This window comes from Stagnimonas aquatica, from assembly GCF_003730135.1.
GTDB lineage: Bacteria > Pseudomonadota > Gammaproteobacteria > Nevskiales > Nevskiaceae > Stagnimonas > Stagnimonas aquatica.
The window spans coordinates 361962-382232 of sequence record NZ_RJVO01000001.1; the positions used below are offsets into that span (position 1 = coordinate 361962).

The following is a 20271-nucleotide window of genomic DNA, read 5'->3' on the forward strand; positions in this document are numbered from 1 at the left end:
CGGTTTTTGCGTTTGCCACGTCGTGCTCAGGCGGCGACCTTGGTCGCCGGGGGCGCGGCCCCACTGGCCGCCAGGACCAATGTTAGCAAGTCCTCCCAGGCCGCCGACTCGCGGCCGGTCTTCACCGACTGGTCGACCCTGGCCAGCAGCACCAGGCCGGCGGCCGGTGAATAGCGCGCGCCACGCCGCAGCAGCGCCTCGTAAGGCTTGGCGCGGGCGCCGAACAGCTTGGCCTGGGCCAGCGCGCTGGCGACATCGCGGCTGCGCGCGTAGGCGGCGTTGACCGCCCCCCAGTTGCGCAGGGCATAGGCCAGGGCCCCGACCAGTTCCAGCGCCGAGACGCCTTCCTCGCGCAGACGCTCCAGCGAGCGCAGCGCCGACAGGCCGTCGCCGGCGAGCATCTTGTCGACCAGATCGAAGGCCTCGTAGCGCGCCGAGTCGGCAACCGCCTGCAGCAGGGCTTCGGCATCCACCGGCGCGTCCGGGAATAACAGCGCCAGCTTGGCCAGATCCTGCGCACAGGCCAGCAGATTGCCTTCGGTGCGCTCGGCCAAGAGACGCGCCGCCTCCGGCTCCAGGCGCAGGTTCAAGACGCGGGCGCGCTGCTCGATCCAGGCCACCAGCTCCTCGGGCTTCACCGGCCAGGCGTAGACGGCGAAGCCCGCCGTCTCCAGCGCCGAGAACCAGCCGGACTCGCGGCCACGTTTGTCGAGCGCGCCGGCGACCACCACCAGCAGGATGTCGGGCGAGGGCTTCTCGGCGAGCTGGGCAAGCGCCTTGGCACCGTCTTCCGACTTGCCGCCGGCCTCGTTATCTCCGCCCTCCTCGCCCTTGCCACGGCGATGACCGTTGGGGCCCTTGGGCAGATGCACCTCGATCATCCGCCGGCTGGCGAACAGCGACAGCGAGGCGCATTCGTCGAATACCTGCTGCCAGCGGAAACCCGGCTCCACCGTGAGCGATACCCGCTCGCTATAACCCTGGGCGCGGGCGGCGGCACGCAGCTCGTCCAGGGTTTCCTGGATCAGCAGCGGCTCCTCGCCGGCAAGCACCACCACCGGCGGCAGGCCTTTCTTCACATGGGCGGCGACTAGTGCGGGGCGCAGTTGCATGCGCGGATTATCGCCTGCCGGCGGTCGGGCTTTCAGAAGAATTGCAGCAGCGCATCGGCGGTCGCCTCCGGCGCATCAAAATGCAGCATGTGGCCGGCGCCAGGAATGCTGACCTCCTGGCGGTCCCGGAAGCAGGCGCGCCGGGCGGCCTTTTCCTCGGCGTTCAGGGTCTGTCCGAACGCCGAGCCGCCGGCATCGACAAACAGGGTCGGCGCGCGAATCTGCCGCCAGATCGCCTCGCTCTCGGCATTGCGGTAGAGCGTCGGCATGTCCAGCCGGTGCCGGGGATCGGCGAGCAGGTGGATGCGGCCGGCGCCATCGGCCGCGCCCCAGCCACGCGCCACGAACAGCGCGCGCTCGGCGCTCAGTTGCGGATGCTGCTTCTGCACCCGTTGCGCCAGCTCCTCGAAGCTCGCGTAGGTCTTGCCGCGCGCCGGCGCCTTCAACTGGTCCAGCCAGCGGCCGAAGCGGCGCGGCGCGCTCTCGGGCGGCATGTCGGGCAGGAACAGGCCGTCGAGAATCGCCAGCCGGCGGACCCGCTCCGGTCGCAGGCCGGCATAGAGGCTGACGACCTGCGCGCCCATGCTGTGGCCGGCCAGATGCACCGGCGCGGCGGGCGAGAGGTAGTCGACCAGGGCGTCGAGATCGGCGACATAGTCCTGAAACCAGTAGCCGTCGGCCGCCCATTCGCTATGGCCATAGCCGCGCTGGTCGAGCGCGACGACGCGGAAGCACTGCCCTAGCCGCTCACCGACATCGGCGAAGGTGGCGGTGGTGTCGAGCCAGCCGTGGCAGTAGATCAGCAGGGGCTTGTCACTGCCGTCGGCGGCGAGACTCTGCGCGCCAGCGCTCGCCAAGCGCGGCTCCTCGCCCCAGCAGCGCAGGTGGAAGCGCAGACCGCGCAGGCGCACATGCCGGGACTCGCCGCTCATGCCTTCAGACCTGGATCATCAGCTTGCCGAAGTTTTCGCCGCTGAACAGTTTGTTGAGCGTTTCCGGAAAGGTCTCCAGACCCTGCACGATGTCCTCGCGCGACTTCAGCTGGCCCTCGGCCAGCCAGGCGCCCATGGCCTGGATTGCCTCGCCGTAGCGCGGCGCCCAGTCGAACACCACCATGCCCTCCATGCGCGCGCGGTTGACCAGCAGCGACATGTAGTTGGACGGCCCCTTCACCGGCGTGGTGTTGTTGTACTGCGAGATGGCGCCGCAGATGACAATGCGCGCCTTCATGCGGATCTGGGTCAGCACCGCGTCGAGGATGTCGCCACCGACATTGTCGAAGTAGACATCCACACCCTTGGGCGCCAGCTCGCGCAGGGCCTTCTTCACGTCCTGCGACTTGTAGTCGACGCAGGCGTCGAAGCCGAGGTCGCGCACCACGTAAGCGCACTTGTCGGCGCCGCCGGCGATGCCGATCACCGTGCAGCCCTTGAGCTTGGCGATCTGGCCGACCACCTGGCCGACCGCGCCGGCCGCGCCGGAGACCACCACCACCTCGCCGGGCTTCGGCTGGCCGATCTCCAGCAGGCCGAAGTAGGCGGTGAGGCCGGGCATGCCGAGCACGCCCAGGTACTTGGGCAGCGGCGCCAGACGCGGATCGACCTTGCTCAGGCCTTCCGGCGGCAGCGCCGCGTAGTCCTGCACGCCCCAGTTGCCGACCACGTGGTCGCCAGCCTTGAACGCCGGCGTCTTGCTCACCAGTACCTCGCCCAGGGTGCCGGCGCGCATCACCTCGCCGATCGCCACCGGGCGGATGTAGCTCTTGCCCTCGTTCATCCAGCCGCGCATCGCCGGGTCCAGCGAGATGTAGAGGGTCTTCACCAGCAGCTCGCCATCCTTGGGCTCCGGCAGCGGCGTCTCGGCATAGGCAAAGTCGCTGCGTTTGACCAAGCCCTGTGGGCGCGCGGCGAGGGTGAACTGGCGGTTGATCATTTGGTGTTTCTCAGTTGGTGATTGTTGACCTGCCATCCCTGGCGCAACGGCAGCCCCGTCTGTCTAGCCCTCGGCGGCCATCCATGGCCGCCGGCAGATCGGGACGAAGCCCTTCAAGGCTGTTCGTCTATTCCGATCTGCCCCTTGAGATAGGCTTCCAGCAGATTCAGACGGTCGTTGCCCCAGAACATCTGGTCATCGACGTAAAAGGTTGGCGCACCAAAGGCCCCGCGCTGGATGGCCGCCTCGGTATTGGCGCGCAAGGCCTCCTTCACCGCCGGCTCCTGGGTGGCGGCCAGCAGCGCAGCACCGTCGAGGCCGACGCTCTCGGCAATGGCGCTCACCACTTCCGGCTGACTCGGGTCCTGGCCCTCCGCCCAATAGGCCTTGAGCAGGGCCAGGCTGAACTCCACGCCCTTGCCCTGATCCGCTGCGGCCAGGCAGGCGCGGCTGGCCAGCACACTGTTGAGCGGGAAGAGCTTGGGAAACCGGAACGGCACGCCGTAGAACTTGGCCCACATCCGGGCATCGCGGAACAGGTACTTGCCCTTGGCCGGCAGCGCCGCCGGCATCTTGTTGCCGGTGGCCTCGAAGACCTTGCCGAGCAGGAAAGGCTTCCAGTGGACCTCGGCGCCGCAGCGCCGGGCCAGGGCTTCGATCTGGGTGGCGGCCAGATAGCTATAGGTGCTGGCCGGGTCCCAGAAAAATTCGATGGTCTTGCTCATGGTGATTTATCCGTGGTCTCCTCGCATACCGGCCAGTATCATGAGTCGGCCAGCGGCCGGCAAGCGGCACGAATCCTGCAAACAGGATCGCGGGCTGACGGGAGCCGCCAGCGGCTGACGTCACGGCATCAGGGCCCTACAATCGGCGGCCGCCGCAAGCGGGCTTACGGCAAATTTCCGGTGCAACGATGACGTACTGCGTGGCGGTGAAGGTCGATGACGGTCTGGTGTTCGTGGGCGATACACGGACTTCCGCCGGCGTTGATGACGTTCGCACCTACAACAAGATGCATGTCTTCGAGACCCCCGGGGAGCGGGTGTTCGTGGTGATGTCGGCCGGCAACCTGGCCACCACCCAGACGGTGCTGACCCACCTGCGCCGCGACATGGCCGACGACAAGCCGGTCAACCTCAACAACATCCGCCATATGTTCGACGCCGCCGACTACCTCGGCGGCCTGTCGGTGCGCTCCCAGAAGGAAGCCGGCGCCCACACTCAGTACGCCAGCAATGTCGATTTCCGCACCACACTGATCCTCGGCGGCCAGATCCAGGGCGAGGACCCGGCGCTGTACCTGATCTACCCGGAAGGCAATTGCATTTCCGCCTCGCCGGAGACCCCGTATATCCAGATCGGCGAGAGCAAGTACGGCAAGCCCATCCTCGACCGCGTGATCCGTCCACAAATCTCGCTGGAAGACGCCGCCCGCTGCGCGCTGGTGTCGATGGACTCGACCATGAAGTCCAATCTCACGGTCGGCCCGCCGCTGGACCTTGCAGTGCTGCCGCGCGACGCGCTGCGCATCACCCACAAGGAGCGCTTCGACCTCGACACCCCGTTCTACGCCAACCTGCGCAAGTCCTGGGGCGATCTGCTGATGCGCTCGTTCACCGAGCTGCCGCGCTTCGAATGGGAAGCGCAGAGCCAGGCTCAGACCCAGCTGCTCTGAAACCGGGCGGCCTCGCCGCCCAGCATTGAACGCGACTTTCGACGCAGCCGGCTGCCAAGTCCGGCGGATGCCGTTACCCTGCCTGGGTGTTCAGAACAGGGTCGCCCAGGAGCGGCCCGGCCAGCTGTACCGGCAATCCCCGTGCGCAATGGAGTGCGAACCAGGCCGTGTCCAACCCGCAGCAATGCCCCTATCCCGGCCCGTTTTCGCCGGCACTCTTGCAGCTGGTCGAAGGCCAGCTCGGCGATCACCAGTCCATCGTGCTGCGCATGGTCGCCTGCATGGACGCGCAGATTTCCGACTACCGCCAGCTGAGCGATGCGGCCATCCGAGTCGACATCCAGGAGTCCCTGGACTACGTGCTGCAACTCTGGCTGCGCGGCCTGCTCGAAGACCGCTGGCCGAGCGCCCTGGAGCTGGAACCGCTGGTCGCCTATGGCCGCCGCCGGGTGCATCAGGGCATCTCCATGGAGAGCCTGTTGCAGGCCGCGCATTCCGGCGCGCGCCTGCTCTGGCAGGAAACCCTGGCGCGCGCGGAGTCGAGCCCGGAGTTGATGCAGGAACTGCTGTACCGGGTGTCGCCGCGCTTGCTGGCCTACTTCGACCTGGTAGGGCAGACCCTGTCCGGCGCCTATGCCGAGGAACGCCGCGAGCGCTTGTCCTGGCGTGACCGCCTGCGCTACGAACTGTGCCGGCTGGTCTTCAACAACCCCGAGGATGTCGACGGCTTCCGCACCCGCATGAGCGCCTTGGGCATGGACAGCAGCGCCCTGCACCTGGGGCTGGCGCTGCGCATGCAGGCGGGTGATGGCCTGGCCTTCCCCGACTCCCGCCTCGACTTGCTGTTTACCGCCATCCGGCGCCTGCTGGAAACCGACGGCGAGACCCTGCTGCGCACCGTGCGGCACGGCCACCTGCTGATCTGGGCGCCGCTGCTGGCGGGCGAGTCGCTGATCGAGGGCGAGGCGCGGCTGGCGGCGCAGATGCAGGCCCTGCTGCGCGCCGATGCCGGCATCGCCGCGATCGGACTCGGCCTGCCCGATTCCGGGCCGCGCGGCTGGCAGCTGAGCGCCGAGCAGGCGCTCAAGGCGCTGGACCTGGGTGCCCGCCTGGAACCGCAGCAGACCTTGCGCCGCTACTTCGACTTCGCGCTCTACGACGCACTCAGCCAGTCGGACAGCGTCTGGCGCTTCCACGAATGCCTGATCGAGCGACTGTCGCGGGAGGCGCATCTGACCCGCACACTGGAGGCCTACTTCGAGCACCGCCAGCATCGCAAGGCGGTGGCCGGTGCGCTCGACATTCATCCCAACACCCTGAGCTATCGGCTGGAGCGCATCGAGACCATCCTCGGCGCCCGGCTCGACGAGGTGAACTGGCAGTCGCGGCTGTACGCCGCCCTGCGCTTGCGCCGCCTGCACAGCAAGAACGAACCGGTCGGCTAGCGGCGCCAAGACCCCGGAGCGCAGTGCAGCAATTTAACTGACGCGGCGCAGCAAAAACGCGCACGTCAAGATTTCGTTGTGCGGATCCACAGCGCCGGCCGTGGTTTCACCAATGGTAGTTGCAGGCTGGCTTTCCCATACTCCCGGCTGTCACTGGAGTCCCATCCGGTGACCGCAGGCAAAAAATTGCTGCGCCTTGCACAGCGGCCGCCAGGCTGCTGTGCAGACAAATACATTGACAGCGAGAGGAGATGGACGATGAGCAAGAAAAGCAGCGGCAGGCTGCGTCTCGGCGTCGGTTGTTCGCTACTGGCGGTTCCGCTAGGTGCGATGGCCTTCCCGTTCAGCTATGGCGAAATCAAAGGCAACCTCGACACCACGGTCTCGGCCGGCGTCACCATGCGCATGGAGGCCCCCGATCCCAGCCTGGTCGGCATCACCAACGGCGGCACCTCCCGCTCGGTGAATGACGACGACGGCAATATCGGCTTCGACAAGGGCGACCTGGTCTCCGGCGTGCTGAAAGCGACCCACGACCTGGAACTCAAGTACCAGGACTACGGCCTGTTCACCCGCGTCAATTATTTCTACGACGCGGTCGCCTCCGATGCCAGCCATCGCGAGGACCGCTTCAACGCCGCCGGCCTGGCGGTGCAGGACCGCCCGGCCTACGAATACGAACTGGGCAAGCGCGGCCGCGAGCGACTGGGCTCGCGCATCGACATGCTCGATCTGTTCGCCTATGGCCGCTTCGATCTGGCCGGCCACAACCTGTCGGCACGCATCGGCCGGCAGGTGGTGAGCTGGGGCGAAAGCACCTTCATCGGCAACAGCATCAACTCGATCAATCCGGTCGATGTCGCCAAGATCCGCACCCCCGGCGCGGAGCTGAAAGAGGCCCTGATCCCCACCGCCATGCTCTGGAGCTCGCTGCAGTTGAGCGACTCGGTCAGCCTGGAAGGTGTCTGGCTCACCGCCTACGACAAGACCGAGATTGACCCGCGCGGCAGCTTCTTCTCCAGCAACGACTTCGTCTCCGACGATGGCGACAAGGCGATTGTCAGCTTTGGCCGCCGCGAGGACGACAACAAGTCGGTGCTGACCCCGAACGCCGCCAGCTCGGCCAGTGCCTGGGTACCGCGCCAGGGCGGGCCGGAGGTGGACGACGCCACCAAGCAGTTCGGTGCCGCCATCCGCTACTTCTCGGAAGCGCTGGGCAGCACCGAGTTTGGCCTCTATTACCTGACCTACCACAGCCGCACGCCGCTGGTGTCGGCGATCCGCGGCGTCGCCACCAACGCCGGCAGCGCGACGCCACTGTGCTCGGCGTCGGCAAGCACCCCCGGCTGCCGGGCCAGCTTCTTCGCGGAGTTCCCCTCCAACATCGACCTCTACGGCCTGAGCTTCAACACCGTCGGTCCCTGGGGCGTGGCTTTGCAGGGCGAGTACTCGTTCCGGCCCAACCAGCCGCTGCAGTTGTCCGGCACCGAGGTGCTGCTCACCTCGCTGGGTGTACCCAGCAGCATGAGTCCGACCCCGCTGACCTCCGGCACCTACATCCAGGGCTGGCGCGAGGTGAACATGCACCAAGCGCAGATGACCGCGACCAAGGCCTTTGGCCCGACGTTCGGGGCGCAGCAGTTCCTGGTGCTGGGCGAAGTGGGCGTGACCCAGACCGATCTTCCGGAAGAGCTGCGCTTCAACGGCCCGGGCGCCGGCCTGCCGGCCTGCGGCTTCGCCTCGGCGGCGACGCTGGCGGCGGTTTCCAACGGCTCCTGCCAGTCGGAAGGCTTCGCCACCAACACCTCCTGGGGGTATCGCATCGTCAGCCGTCTCGACTTCGAAAGCGTGATCGGCTCGGTGCAGATGTCGCCGCGTCTGGTCTGGGCGCATGACGTCAACGGCGTCGGCCCGACCTTCAACAAGGACAGCAAGGCCATCACCCTGGGCCTGGCGCTGAACTACCTGCAGCGCTGGCAGGCGGACATCGGCTACACCACCTTCTTCGGCGGTCGCACCTATGCCGGCACCGATCCGGTGCCGCCGGGCATCGACATCAACCCCGATCCGGCGGTGACCACCCTGAGCCCGGGTGATTCCACCCAGTCGCAGTCCTTCGCCACCAGCGCGAACCCCAACAAGGACCGCGACTTCCTCGCCATCAGCGTCTCCTACGCGTTCTAACTGGAGAGTATTCCCATGCGCAGCCCCGCAAAACTGACCGCGCTATTCGCGGCAGCCCTGAGTTCGATGACGGCCCTCGCCGCCGTCCCCGCCGCCGAAGCCGACAAGCTCGGCACCACCCTCACTCCCATCGGCGCCGAGAAGGCCGGCAACGCCGCCGGCACCATCCCGGCTTGGACCGGCGGTCAAACCAGCGTGGTCGCCGGCTTCAAGACCGGCGGCCACTACCCCGACCCGTTCGCCGACGACAAGCCGCTGTTCACCATCGACTCCGCCAGCGCCGACAAGTACAAGGACAACCTCTCGCCGGGCCAGCTGGCGATGTTCAAGCGCTACCCGACCTTCAAGATGAAGGTCTACCCGACCCGCCGCAGCGCCTCCTACCCGGCGGGCATCTACGCCGAGACCAAGGCCAATGCCACCAAGGTGAAGCTGGTGCAGGGCGGCAACGGCATCGAGGGCACCACCGGCGGCGTGCCGTTCCCGATCCCGCAGAGCGGTCTGGAAGCGATCTGGAATCACCTCACCGTCTACAAGGGCGACACCTACGCCACCTCCTGGGCGCAGGCGCCGGTGACCGCCGGCGGCGACTACAACCTGGTGAAGTTCGACTACGAGTACGACTTCTCCTACGGCAACCAGAAGAAGACGCCGGAGCAACGCGACCCCAACCTGCTGTTCTACTTCCTGCAGATCATCAAGGAGCCGCCGCGTCTCGCCGGTTCGATCCTGCTGGTGGACGACTTCATCGATCAGGTGAAGACGCCACGCAAGGCCTGGACCTACAACCCCGGTCAGCGCCGCGTGCGTCTGGCGCCGACGGTGTCCTACGACAACCCCGGCACCGCCGCCGACGGCCTGCGCACCAACGACGACTTCTTCATGTACAACGGCGCCACCGACCGCTACGACTGGAAGCTGGTTGGCAAGAAGGAGATGTACATCCCCTACAACGGCTACAAGATCAACGGTCCGTCGGTGAAGGTGAAGGATGTGCTGATGCCGGGTCACATCAACCCCGATAACGCCCGCTACGAGCTGCACCGGGTGTGGGTGGTGGAGGCCAATCTCAAGGCAGGCACCTCGCACGTGTACAAGCGCCGCAGCTTCTACCTCGACGAGGATAGCTGGGTGATCCACGTGGTCGACAAGTACGACAACCGCGATCAGCTCTGGCGCGTCGATGAGCTGCACAGCCTCAACTACTACGACGTGCCGTTCCTGGCGCCGGGTCTGGAGCTGCACTACGACCTGCAGTCCGGCCGCTACATCGCCATGGGCCTGCGCAACGAGGAAACCAAGGTCTACGAGCCGATCGTCCGCAGCCCGGCCGACTTCACTCCCGACGCGCTGCGGACCAAGGGCACCCGCTAAGCGGGGCGTCGCCTTACCTGCCCGCCCCCGGCCGCCTTTTGGCCGGGGGCTTCTTTTTGCCTGAAGGATTCCGTCCGTCGCGAACGGGCCCGCCGACCGATCAGCTGCGGAAGTAGGACTCGGCGATGGCGTCGTCGAGCTGCCCGAGACCGACCTGGATCTCGTCCATGAACAGCGCCAGGCCGTCTGGCTGCGACAGCAGCGAGCCGATGTTGGCATCGGCGATCAGCGCCTTGGTGCGCTCGATGGCGCGCTCGACCTTGCGGCTGGGCGGCAGGAACGGCATGGTCGAACCGATGGTGGCCAACGCGAAACTGACGCTGCGCGGGAACTGCCGGTCCTGCAACAGGAAGCGCAGCACACCAGGGCCGTTCACGCGCGCGCGCACGTGGCGACGGTACATCTGGTAGGCGGTGAGCGACTTGAGCACGCTCATCCACTGGATGTTGTCGAACGGCGTCAGGCTGGCATCGGCCTGGAACAGGCGCGAGGAGCGCACATCCAGGATGCGGGTGGTCATATCCGCCTGCTCCAGGTTGGTGCCCATGCGCAGAAACTGGAAGCCGACATCGCGGCTCATGTTCGAGGTGAGCACGCCGACGGTGGTCATGGCGCCATTGATCACGCCCTGCAGGAAATCCTGCCGGCGGGCGCGGGTGACACTGCGCTCGCCGCGCTCCTGCACGAACAGATACAGATCGTTCAGCCGCTCCCAGGCCTCGCGCGGCAGGCAGTCGCGCGACACCCGGGCAATCTCGCGGGCGTAGTTGAGGCTGGAGAAGATCGAACCGGAATTGCGTTCGTCCATCAGCGTGAAGCGCACCACATTGTCTTCGGTGGCCTGGCCGCCGGCGGCACGGAAGGCGGCATCGGCGCCGGTGATTTCCAGCAGTGGCGCCCAGCCGACGGTGACGTTGCGCGGCAGGTCCAGCAGCAGATTGGCGTGGACGTTGATCAGGCGGGCGGTGTTTTCAGCACGCTGCACATAGCGGCCGAACCAGTAGAGGTTGTCAGCAACACGCGACAGCATGTCAGTGCTCCCCCGCCCGGGCGGCATCGGCTTTTGCCGGCGCCGCGCTGCTCTGGGTCTGGGCCTGCGGCTCGTCCTTGTCGGCCTCGACATCGACGATCCAGGTGTCCTTGGAGCCGCCGCCCTGGGAGCTGTTGACCACCAGCGAGCCCTTCACCATCGCCACCCGGGTGAGGCCGCCGGTAGTGACGTAGGCATTGCCGTCGGGGCGCGAGAGGATGAACGGCCGCAGGTCGAGATGCCGAGGCTGCACGCCTTCGCTGGTGATGGTCGGCGCGGTGGACAGGGACAAGGTCGGCTGCGCCATGTAGTTGCGGGGATTCTTCAGGATCAGGTCGCGGAACTTGTCGAGCTCGGCCTTGCTGGCGCGCGGGCCGATCAGCATGCCGTAGCCACCGGATTCGTTGGCCGGCTTGACCACCAGCTTCTCCAGATTGGCGAGCACATAGCTGCGCTGCTTCTCGTCCATGCACAGATAGCTGGGCACGTTGGGCAGGATCGCGTCCTCACCAAGGTAGTACTTGATCATCTGCGGCACGTAGGCATAGACGACCTTGTCGTCGGCCACGCCCGCACCCGGGGCATTGGCCAAGGCCACCTTGCCGCGCATCCAGGCCCGCATCAGGCCCGGCGCGCCGAGCATGGAGTCGGGGCGGAAGGCCTCGGGATCGAGGAACAGGTCGTCGACCCGGCGGTAGATCACGTCCACCCGCTTCAGGCCATAGATGGTGCGCATGTGCACGCAGTCGTCGTCGCCGACCACCAGATCGCTGCCCTCGACCAGTTCCACGCCCATCTGCTGGGCGAGGTAGGCGTGCTCGAAATACGCGCTGTTGTAGATACCGGGCGTCAGCAGCACCACGGTCGGGCTGTCGAGCGGGCGCGGCGACAGGGCCGCCAGCATGTCGTAGAGCTGCGCCGGATAGTCGTCCACCGGGCGGATGGTGGTGGTCTCGAACAGCTCCGGCCAGACCCGCTTGGTCACCAGGCGGTTTTCCAGCATGTAGCTGACGCCGCTGGGGACTCGCAGGTTGTCCTCCAGCACGTAGAGCGTACCGTCGCCGTCACGGACCAGGTCGGTGCCGCAGATGTGCGCCCAGATACCCCCACGCGGCTTCACCCCCACGCATTGGGGCCGGAAGTTGACGCTCTCGGCCAGTACCTCGCCAGGGAACACGCCGTCCTTGACGATCTTCTGGGCGCCGTAGACGTCCTGGATGAAGTGGTTGAGCGCGCGGGTGCGCTGCTTCAGGCCGGCCTCGGCGCGTTCCCACTCCTTCGAGGTGATGACCCGGGGAATGATGTCGAACGGCCAGGCACGGTCTACATTCTTGCCTTCGGAATAGACCGTGAAGGTCACCCCCATCACCTTGATCGCCAGGTCGGCGGCCAGCTGGCGCTCGGCCAACTCCTTGGGGGAGAGGTTGACGAGGTAATCGATCAGCTTGCCGGCACCTTCCCGCGGTGCGCCGCTAGCGTCAATGAGCTCATCGTAATGTTCATGGTTGCGGTAATCGCGCCACTCAACGGCCATATATGCGGTCCGGGGGCCTTTTGTATGTCTGTGGGTTCAAAGCTAGCATGCCCACTCGCAAAACGCAGGCCAGTTACCCGAAAGGCGAGTGCGGCGCTGATTGCCGGGACGCAGACAGCGCCTCGTCTGCGGAGACAGCGGCGTACGCTGATCCGGCGAGGCTGGCCGGCGATGCTAAACTGCCCGAAACCGTAATCACCGACGATGGCCCGCACCGCCCCCGCACTGGAACTCAAAGGCCGACTGCTCTCCACCACCCGCCTGCGGGTGCTGAAGGCCGACCTTGCTGCCATCGAAGCCCAGTTGTCCGAACTCGCCCGGCAAATGCCGCAGGCGGTCAAGGGCATGCCGGTGGTCATCGAGAGCGAGGAGCCGCTCGACCTAGACGCCTTGCTGACCAGCCTGCGTCGCCACGGCATCCAGCCCCTGGGCGTGAGCGACGGCCCGCTCAATAGCGCCGCGCTCGCTCTTGGCCTGCCGGTGCTGCCGCGCGACAGCCGTGCCCCCCGCGCCGAACCGCCCCCCGCCGCAGCCAGCCCGGCGGCCGCCGTCAAGCGCAGTACCCGCATCGTCACCGAGCCGGTCCGTTCCGGCCAGCAGATCTACGCCGAAGACAGCGACCTGATCGTGCTGGCCGCCGTCAGCCCCGGCGCCGAAGTGATCGCCGATGGCTGCGTGCACGTCTACGGACCGCTGCGCGGCCGCGCCATCGCCGGCGCCCGTGGCGATCAGAGCGCGCGGGTGTTCGCCCGCCGCTTCGAGGCCGAGCTGGTGGCGGTGGCCGGTATCTATACAGTCGCCGAGCAGATCCAGGGCAGTCCGCGCGGCGAAGCCGCGCAGGCCCTGCTGCGCGATGGCAAGCTGAGCATCGAAACCCTGGGCAGCTAACTAACAGCCCCCGAAACAGGACTCCTCTAGGAAATCACCGTGGCCAAGATCATCGTCACCACCTCCGGCAAGGGCGGCGTCGGCAAGACCACCACCAGCGCCAGCTTCTCCACCGGCCTCGCCCAGCGCGGCAAGAAGGTCGCGGTCATCGACTTCGACGTCGGCCTGCGCAACCTCGACCTGATCATGGGTTGCGAGCGGCGGGTGGTGTTCGATTTCGTCAACGTCATCCAGGGCGAGGCCAATCTCAAGCAGGCCCTGATCCGCGACAAGAACAACGACAACCTCTACATCCTCGCCGCCAGCCAGACCCGCGACAAGGACGCGCTGTCGCTGGAAGGCGTGGAGAAAGTGCTCAACGACCTCGCCGACGAGGGCTTCGACTACATCGTCTGCGACTCCCCGGCGGGCATCGAGCGCGGCGCCCACCACGCCATGTACTTCGCCGACGAGGCGCTGGTGGTCACCAATCCCGAAGTCAGCTCGGTGCGCGACTCCGACCGCGTCATCGGCCTGCTGTCGAGCAAGACCCGCCGCGCCGAGCGCGGCGAGAAGGTTCGCGAACATCTGGTGCTGACCCGCTACAACCCGGCGCGCGTCGAGAAGGGCGAGATGCTGTCGGTGAAAGACGTGCAGGACATCCTCGCCATCCCGCTGCTGGGCGTGATCCCGGAGAGCCCCTCGGTGCTGACCAGCTCCAACGCCGGCGCGCCGGTGATCGCCGACCCGCTGAGCGACGCCGGCCAGGCCTATCAGGACCTGGTGGCGCGTTTCCTCGGCGAGGAGCGACCGATGCGTTTCATGACCGTCGAGAAGAAGGGACTGTTCAACAAGCTCTTCGGCGGCTGAGGACATGGCCATGGACTTGATGAGTTTCTTCCGCGCCAAGAAGCCGGCCACTGCCCAGCTGGCCCGCGACCGGCTGATGGTGGCGGTCGCCTGGCAGCGCGACAACGACGGCCGCCGCAACGCCGGCCCCAGCTATCTGCCGCAACTGCGCGAGGAACTGCTGGCGGTGGTGCGCAAGTACGTGCAGGTCGCTGACGGCGCGGTGCAGGTCAACGTGCAGCGCGAGGACGGCCTGGAAGTGCTGGAGATGAACATCGCGCTGCCGGACGCCAAGACCGGCAGCTGAGCGCCACGCGCCAGCAATGAAAAAGCCCTCGCATGCGAGGGCTTTTTGCTTTCCGGCTGCGGGCGGAGGCCGCGCCTACTTGCCGCGCAGCTCCTTGCGCAGAATCTTGCCGACATTGCTCTTCGGCAGCGCCTCGATGAACTCGAAGAGCTTGGGCACCTTGTAGCCGGTGAGCAGCTCCTTGCAGTGCTCGCGCAGCGCCTCGACGGTCAGCGCGGCGTCCTTCTTGACCACGAAGACCTTCACCGCCTCGCCGGTCTTGGCATCGGGAATGCCGATGCAGGCGCATTCCAGCACGCCGGGATGGCGGGCAACGACATCCTCGATCTCGTTCGGGTAGACGTTGAAGCCGCTGACCAGGATCATGTCCTTCTTGCGGTCGACGATCTTGAAGTAGCCGCTCTCGCTCATCACCGCGACGTCGCCGGTCTTCAGATAGCCGTCCGGGGTGAACACCTTGGCGTTCTCCTCCGGCTTGTTCCAGTAGCCGCGCATCACCTGCGGCCCCTTCACGCACAGCTCGCCCGGCACGCCGACCGGCACCGGCTGGTGATCGTCGTCACGCAGGCTGACGTCGGTGGACGGCAGCGGCAGGCCGATGGTGCCGTTCCAGTCGGGCTGGTGCAGCGGACCGAAGCAGACGCCCGGCGAGGTTTCCGAAAGTCCGTAGCCCTCGGTGAGGCCGCGACCGGTCACCTCGCGCCACTTGCCGGCCACCGCCTGCTGCACGGCAGCGCCGCCACCGACGGTGAACTTCAGCGCGGAGAAGTCGATCTCCGCGAAGCCGGGGGTGTTGAGCAAGCCGTTGAACAAGGTATTGACGCCGGTGAAGGCGGTGAACCGGTGCTTGGACAGCTCCTTGACGAACCCGGGCATGTCGCGCGGATTGGTGATCAGCACGTTCTTGCCGCCGACACTGAGGAACAGCAGGCAGTTCACCGTCAACGCGAACACGTGGTACAGCGGCAGTGCGGTGACCACCAGATCCTCGCCCTCGACCAGATGGCCGCCCATCCAGGCGCGCATCTGCATGAGGTTGGCGATGATGTTGCCGTGGCTCAGCGTCGCGCCCTTGGACAGGCCGGTCGTGCCACCGGTGTACTGCAGGAAGGCGACGTCCTCGTGGCCCAGGGCCATCCGGTGCATGGGCTGCGCCTTGCCGCGCGCCAGGGCGGTGCGGAACGGCACTGCGCCAGGGATGCTCCAGGCCGGCACCATCTTCTTCACCCGCTTCACCACGAAGTTGGTGATCAGGCTCTTCGGGAAGCTGGCCATGTCGCCGACCTGGGTGGTGATCACCACCTCGACCGGGGTACGGCCGAGCACTTCCTGCAGGGTGGTGCAGAAGTTCTCGACGATGACGATGCCGCGCGCGCCGGCATCCTTGAGCTGGTGCTCGAGTTCACGCGGGGTGTAGAGCGGGTTGACGTTCACCACCACCATGCCGGCGCGCAGGATGCCGAAAATCGCCACCGGGTACTGCAACAGGTTGGGCATCATCACCGCCACGCGGTCGCCCTTGTGGAAGCCCAGCACGTTCTGCAGGTAGCTGGCGAAGTCCTGCGACAGACGGTCGACGTCGTCGTAGCTGAGCCGATCGCCCATGCACTCGTAGGCGGTCAGGTCGCGGAACTTCTCACAGCTCCGGTCCACCAGTTCCGCCACCGAACTGAACGTCGAAGGATCGATCTCCGCCGGCACGTCGCTGCCGTACTCGTTCAGCCAGACCTTTTCCGCCTCGGCGGCTCCTCGCTTTGCCATGTCGCTCCCCGTTCTACGGGCCTTGCTAGAGAAACTCTTCAGCCGGGCGTATCCCCAGGCTTGCGCGGGATGAATCAGCCCCGCCTTGGATGGCCGGCATTATTAGGAAAATCGCCTTACCGCGCCAGCGAGCCCGAAGACGGCTCCGAGACCCAGTCGCGCAGGCTCTGCGCCCCGACCTCGGCAACTGCGGACTCGGCTTGCCGCAACCACTCGGCGGCGGCGCGCAGCCCTTCACCGGTGCCGGGCGCGGAACCGCGCAGCAGGCTCCAGAGACTGTGCAGGCTGATGCTGCTGGGGTCTCGGGCCAGCACCCAGCGATCCCCGGTCTGCGCCAGCACGCCGGCCACCACCAGGGGCTCGGCCAGCAGTGGCAGGGTCTGCTCGGAAACCCCGAGCAGGCGCGACAGCCGTTCCGGCGCCAGCGGCGCTTCGCCGGCCACGAAGGCCCGGGCCACCGCCGAGACCAGAGCCAGGGAAGCCTGTTCGCGCGCGCGCGAACCCTGCGGCGCGCTGTCGGCGAACGGCCCGAAGCGGTGCGGGCATTGCGTGAAGTAGGCCACCTGACAGCCGCACAGCAGGATCAGCCAGCCCAGGTACAGCCAGATCAGCACGAAGATGACGATGGCAAAACCGGAATAGATGGCGTTGTAGTTGGTCGCGCCGGCGACGAAGGCGGCAAAGGCGTAGCTGGCGCTCTGCCACATCAAGCCGGCGAACAGCCCCCCGGCGAAGGCCGGCCGCATCCCCACCCGGGTGTTGGGGATGAAGGCATAGAGGAAGGTGAACATGCCCACCATCAGCGCATAAGGCAGCAAGGCCGACACCAGGTACAGCAGAAAGCCGAAGCCGGGAATCTGCGCCAGCCAGGAGATGGCCTGGTTGTTGAGCAGGCTGGCGGTCACTCCCAGCGCGGCGAACACCACCACCGGGCCCACCATCAGCACCGCCAGGTACTCGCCGAAGCGCTGCGACAGTCCACGCACCCGCTCGACGTGCCAGATGTGGTTGAAGGCCTCCTCCACCTTCTGGATCAGCGACATCGCCGAGTACACCAGCAGCGCCACGCCCAGCGAGCCGAGCACGCCGACCTTGATGTTCTCGACGAAGCGGATGAGGTTGTCGGCGACTTCTTTCGCCTGCTCGGGCCCCAGGCCCTTGAGCGATTCCAGCAGGAAAGGCTCCAGACTGTTGTGCACGCCCAGTGCTTTCAGCAGCGAGAAACCCAGCGCCAGCAGCGGCGTCAGTGACAGCAGGGTGGTGTAGACCAGGCTCATCGCCCGCAGCGACAGCTGTCCCCGCCAGAGCACTTCGAACAGGGCGTCGGCGCCGCGCGCCAGGGCCAAGCCGCGCTGCTCCAGCCGGCTACGGGGTTCGGCTTGCCATAGCCGGAGACGCAGAGTTTGCAATTGGTCGCGAATCATCAATGCATCCTAGCCGAAGCGCAGGATGCACTTAAGTGCCTGATCCTTCGACTGAACTGGCCACGACCAACGGTGCTTGACAGGGTCCGGGGCCGAAAATATGATGCGCTGCAACAAATGCTGCATTGCAACACGGCAGCCGTCGCTTTCCCTCACCACACCATTTGCTTGGAGTTAACTCATGGACGTCCAGTCACTGATCACCGAAGTCACCGGCCGCGCCGAGAAGATCGCCGCGCAGGGCCAGGAAGTTGCCACCATCGGCTTCGATACCCTGAAGACCGCCAACGGCATCGTCGTCGAGACCGTGCAGACCCTGGCCAAGACCAATGGCGACGCTGCCGTTGCCCTGTTCGGCGAAGCCAAGACCAGCTTCGAGAAGGCCAGCAAGGCCGGCGTGCAGGCGGTGATCGCCGACCCGGTTGCCTACCTGCCCGCCACCACCCCGGCGGTGGAAGCCTTCAACACCTCGCTCAAGACCCTGGGCGCCACCCGCGTCGAGCTGGTCAAGACCTTCGAAGGCGGCTATAGCAGCATCAAGGCCAGCATCAATGGCCAGCCGACGGTGAAGAAGGTGGCCAAGGCCGCCGCCAAGAAGACCGAGGCCGTCGCCAAGACCACCGTCAAGACGGTCAAGGCCGCCGCCAAGAAGGCGAAGGCCTAAGCAGGAAAGCCATCTCACCGGAGGCTTTCCCTCCCTTGGCTTCCGATGAGATACGCTCCGCAGGGCCGGTCCACACCGGCCCTGTTTTGTTTTCAGCCGCCCAAGAAACTCCGGCCAGTCCCACCCGGATCCCGCAGGGAACCCGGCTATTGCAGGAGTCGGATCGCATGAACCCGAAGACCGCCTTTACCACCGCCCGCCAAGGCCTGAGCCTGCTGGCGGAACACGAAACCAATGCCCTGGGTGACCACCTGCAGGCGCTCAACCGCCGTCTGGCCGTCGCCCGCAAGGCGCGCTCGCTGGGCGAGCTTTTGCGCGATCAGCTGGATCTGCTACCCGACACCCGGGCGCGCCTGCGCCGCGATCACCACCGGCGTGGCCAGTTGCTGGCCGGGCTGCGCCAGGAACTGCGCCGCTGACCGGTTTTGCGGCCTAGCCGCGACTCAGGCCGAGGACTTGGACGCGCGCCGACGCGGCTTGGCCTTGGGTTTGACCGCCGACGCCACCTTGGCGCGCGGCTTGCGGCTGGGAACCGGGGCCGGGAACTCCGGCTCGCTCACCCGCACTTTCACGCTCGACAGCAGACGCTGCACCGCCGCCGACCCGGTGTCCTTGAGCGTGCCCAGGTTGTCACGCACGAAATCGGCCGCCGGACTCAGGTTCTCGCTGGCCTGCCCCATCTTGTCGCGCAGGAAGGCGACGATGTCCTCCTGCAGACCGGCCACGTCCGGCAGGCCCAGGAAGCGGCGCAGCTCTTCCGGCTTGACGTCAATCTCGACCTTGATCTGCATGGGCAGCTCCTAGAAGTAAATCAGGCAGCGGACAGGAACAGGGCGATGATGCAGGCGAAACCCGCCAGCCACATCAGCGAGCGCAACAGCGCACGGTCGGCCAGATAGCTGAGGCCAAACAGCAAGCGGAAACCGACGAAGGCCAGCGCCAGCGCATCGGCACGGGCGTTGGCGCCAAGCACCAGGTGATTGACGATCACCGCCGCCGCGAACGGCGGGAACACCTCGAAGCTGTTCTGCTGCACCCAGTTGGCGCGCTGACGCCAGCCGCTCAGGGTTTCGAAGTAGGCGCGCGGACGGCTGTTGTCGAAACGGCGACTCCACTTCGCCGCCAGGGCGAAGGGGAACGGCAGCAGCGCGGCGGCCAGGATGCACCAGAAGGCGATACTCATGGCGAGGTGGTGGTGAGCAGGCGCATGGCTTCGCGGTACTTGGCGGCGGTCTTCTCCACCACCTCGTCGGGCAGATCGGGGCCGGGCGCCTTCTTGTCCCAGTCCAGGGTCTCCAGATAATCGCGGACGAACTGCTTGTCGAAGCTGGGCGGGCTGGTGCCCGGCTGCCAGGTGCTGGCCGGCCAGAAGCGCGAGGAGTCGGGGGTCAGCACTTCGTCGATCAGGTGCAGGCGACCGTTCTCGTCGGTGCCGAACTCGAACTTGGTGTCGGCGATCAGGATGCCGCGACGGGCCGCATACTCCGCCGCCTGCCGGTAGATGGTCAGCGTGTAGTGCTTGAGCTGGGCGGCAAGGTCGGCACCGACCAGCTCGATCACCCGGGCGTAGTCGATGTTCTCGTCGTGCTGGCCGGCCGGCGCCTTCCAGGCCGGCGTGAAGATCGGCTCGGGCAGTTGCGCCGCCTGGCGCAGCCCGGGCGGCAGGGCGATGCCGCAGACCGCGCCGGTGGCCTGGTAGTCCTTCCAGCCGGAGCCGATGAGATACCCGCGCGCCACGCATTCCACCGGCAGCGCCTTGAGCTTCTTGACGATTACCGCCCGCCCCTCGCACTCCGCGAGTTCGCGCGGCGTGAGCCAGTCTTCCAGGCGCATCTCCGGCGCCATCTGGTTGGGCAGCAGGCCGGCAAAGCGCTGCATCCAGAAGCTGGTCAGCGCGGTCAGCACCGCGCCCTTGCCGGGGATCGGCCGGGGCAGGATCACGTCGAAGGCCGAGAGCCGGTCGGTGGTGACCAGCAGCATGTGCTGGTCGCCAACCGCGTAGATGTCGCGCACCTTGCCGGCGTGGATCTTGGGCAGGCTGGTGATGGTCGAGGTGTGCAGGGGCGCGGTCATTCGGGTACGGGATGGGATGCGGAACGCGGCGATTGTCGGT

General features: G+C 66.7%; 20 protein-coding genes. 9 read left to right on the top strand and 11 right to left on the bottom strand.

The genetic code is table 11. The annotated features are described in order from the left end of the window. Positions 1–26 precede the first annotated feature (26 nt). From holA to ED208_RS01650, 4 genes are all read right to left on the bottom strand, one after another. On the bottom strand, positions 27–1112 hold the full coding sequence (gene holA / locus ED208_RS01635) for a DNA polymerase III subunit delta (protein WP_123210107.1): 1086 nt from the start codon (positions 1110–1112) through the stop codon (positions 27–29). Between the two features lie 32 nt (positions 1113–1144). After that, a complete protein-coding gene (locus tag ED208_RS01640) occupies positions 1145–2044 on the bottom strand; it encodes an alpha/beta fold hydrolase (protein WP_123210108.1) in 900 nt (299 codons plus the stop codon). Positions 2045–2048: 4 nt separating this feature from the next. Beyond that, positions 2049–3044: an NADP-dependent oxidoreductase gene (locus ED208_RS01645; RefSeq protein ID WP_123210109.1), complete on the bottom strand. Its 996-nt coding sequence runs from the start codon at positions 3042–3044 to the stop codon at positions 2049–2051. 113 nt (positions 3045–3157) lie between these two features. Further along, entirely contained in the window at positions 3158–3769 is a 612-nt protein-coding gene (locus tag ED208_RS01650) for a 2-hydroxychromene-2-carboxylate isomerase (protein ID WP_123210110.1), read from the bottom strand. 188 nt (positions 3770–3957) lie between these two features. On the opposite strand from ED208_RS01650, the gene ED208_RS01655 reads away from it, so the two are divergent. The 4 genes from ED208_RS01655 (at position 3958) to ED208_RS01670 (ending at position 9722) form a co-directional block, all read left to right on the top strand. Next, positions 3958–4719 carry a proteasome-type protease gene (locus ED208_RS01655; protein WP_123210111.1) on the top strand — a complete coding sequence of 254 codons (762 nt, stop codon included), beginning with the start codon at positions 3958–3960 and terminating at the stop codon, positions 4717–4719. Positions 4720–4886: 167 nt separating this feature from the next. Beyond that, positions 4887–6164, top strand: a complete 1278-nt coding sequence (locus ED208_RS01660; protein WP_148044653.1) for a PucR family transcriptional regulator — start codon at positions 4887–4889, stop codon at positions 6162–6164. Positions 6165–6422: 258 nt separating this feature from the next. Next, on the top strand, positions 6423–8348 hold the full coding sequence (locus ED208_RS01665; protein ID WP_123210113.1) for a DUF1302 domain-containing protein: 1926 nt from the start codon (positions 6423–6425) through the stop codon (positions 8346–8348). Between the two features lie 15 nt (positions 8349–8363). After that, on the top strand, positions 8364–9722 hold the full coding sequence (locus ED208_RS01670; protein ID WP_123210114.1) for a DUF1329 domain-containing protein: 1359 nt from the start codon (positions 8364–8366) through the stop codon (positions 9720–9722). 100 nt (positions 9723–9822) lie between these two features. Here the strand turns inward: ED208_RS01670 and ED208_RS01675 are convergent, their stop codons facing one another. Next, positions 9823–10752 carry an alpha-E domain-containing protein gene (locus ED208_RS01675; protein WP_123210115.1) on the bottom strand — a complete coding sequence of 310 codons (930 nt, stop codon included), beginning with the start codon at positions 10750–10752 and terminating at the stop codon, positions 9823–9825. Between the two features lies 1 nt (position 10753). Then, a complete protein-coding gene (locus ED208_RS01680; protein ID WP_123210116.1) occupies positions 10754–12286 on the bottom strand; it encodes a circularly permuted type 2 ATP-grasp protein in 1533 nt (510 codons plus the stop codon). A 204-nt stretch (positions 12287–12490) separates the two neighbouring features. On the opposite strand from ED208_RS01680, the gene minC reads away from it, so the two are divergent. The 3 genes from minC to minE are packed head-to-tail and all read left to right on the top strand — an operon-like array spanning position 12491 to position 14309. Then, positions 12491–13174: a septum site-determining protein MinC gene (gene minC / locus ED208_RS01685; protein WP_123210117.1), complete on the top strand. Its 684-nt coding sequence runs from the start codon at positions 12491–12493 to the stop codon at positions 13172–13174. Between the two features lie 39 nt (positions 13175–13213). Continuing rightward, positions 13214–14023, top strand: coding sequence for a septum site-determining protein MinD (gene minD, locus ED208_RS01690; RefSeq protein ID WP_123210118.1), 810 nt, complete (start codon positions 13214–13216; stop codon positions 14021–14023). Between the two features lie 10 nt (positions 14024–14033). Beyond that, a complete protein-coding gene (gene minE, locus ED208_RS01695) occupies positions 14034–14309 on the top strand; it encodes a cell division topological specificity factor MinE (protein ID WP_233574743.1) in 276 nt (91 codons plus the stop codon). 75 nt (positions 14310–14384) lie between these two features. On the opposite strand, the gene ED208_RS01700 is transcribed toward minE, so the two are convergent. Continuing rightward, the gene (locus ED208_RS01700; RefSeq protein WP_123210120.1) at positions 14385–16070 is read right to left on the bottom strand and encodes an AMP-binding protein; all 1686 of its coding nucleotides are present in this window, start codon (positions 16068–16070) and stop codon (positions 14385–14387) included. 116 nt (positions 16071–16186) lie between these two features. Continuing rightward, the gene (locus ED208_RS01705) at positions 16187–17416 is read right to left on the bottom strand and encodes a YihY/virulence factor BrkB family protein (RefSeq protein WP_158608390.1); all 1230 of its coding nucleotides are present in this window, start codon (positions 17414–17416) and stop codon (positions 16187–16189) included. Between the two features lie 259 nt (positions 17417–17675). On the opposite strand from ED208_RS01705, the gene ED208_RS01710 reads away from it, so the two are divergent. Continuing rightward, complete coding sequence (locus tag ED208_RS01710; protein WP_123210122.1) at positions 17676–18158, top strand: hypothetical protein; 483 nt, start codon at positions 17676–17678, stop codon at positions 18156–18158. Between the two features lie 167 nt (positions 18159–18325). After that, a complete protein-coding gene (locus ED208_RS01715; protein WP_123210123.1) occupies positions 18326–18577 on the top strand; it encodes a hypothetical protein in 252 nt (83 codons plus the stop codon). A 24-nt stretch (positions 18578–18601) separates the two neighbouring features. On the opposite strand, the gene ED208_RS01720 is transcribed toward ED208_RS01715, so the two are convergent. Genes ED208_RS01720 through ED208_RS01730 form a run of 3 tightly spaced genes read right to left on the bottom strand, consistent with a single transcriptional unit; the run spans position 18602 to position 20231 of the window. After that, entirely contained in the window at positions 18602–18949 is a 348-nt protein-coding gene (locus ED208_RS01720; protein ID WP_123210124.1) for a DUF6489 family protein, read from the bottom strand. A gap of 20 nt (positions 18950–18969) precedes the next feature. Further along, positions 18970–19341, bottom strand: a complete 372-nt coding sequence (locus tag ED208_RS01725) for an MAPEG family protein (RefSeq protein ID WP_123210125.1) — start codon at positions 19339–19341, stop codon at positions 18970–18972. Then, entirely contained in the window at positions 19338–20231 is an 894-nt protein-coding gene (locus ED208_RS01730; protein ID WP_123210126.1) for a phosphoribosylaminoimidazolesuccinocarboxamide synthase, read from the bottom strand. The genes ED208_RS01725 and ED208_RS01730 overlap by 4 nt, the downstream gene beginning before the upstream one ends. Between the last annotated feature and the right edge of the window lie 40 nt (positions 20232–20271).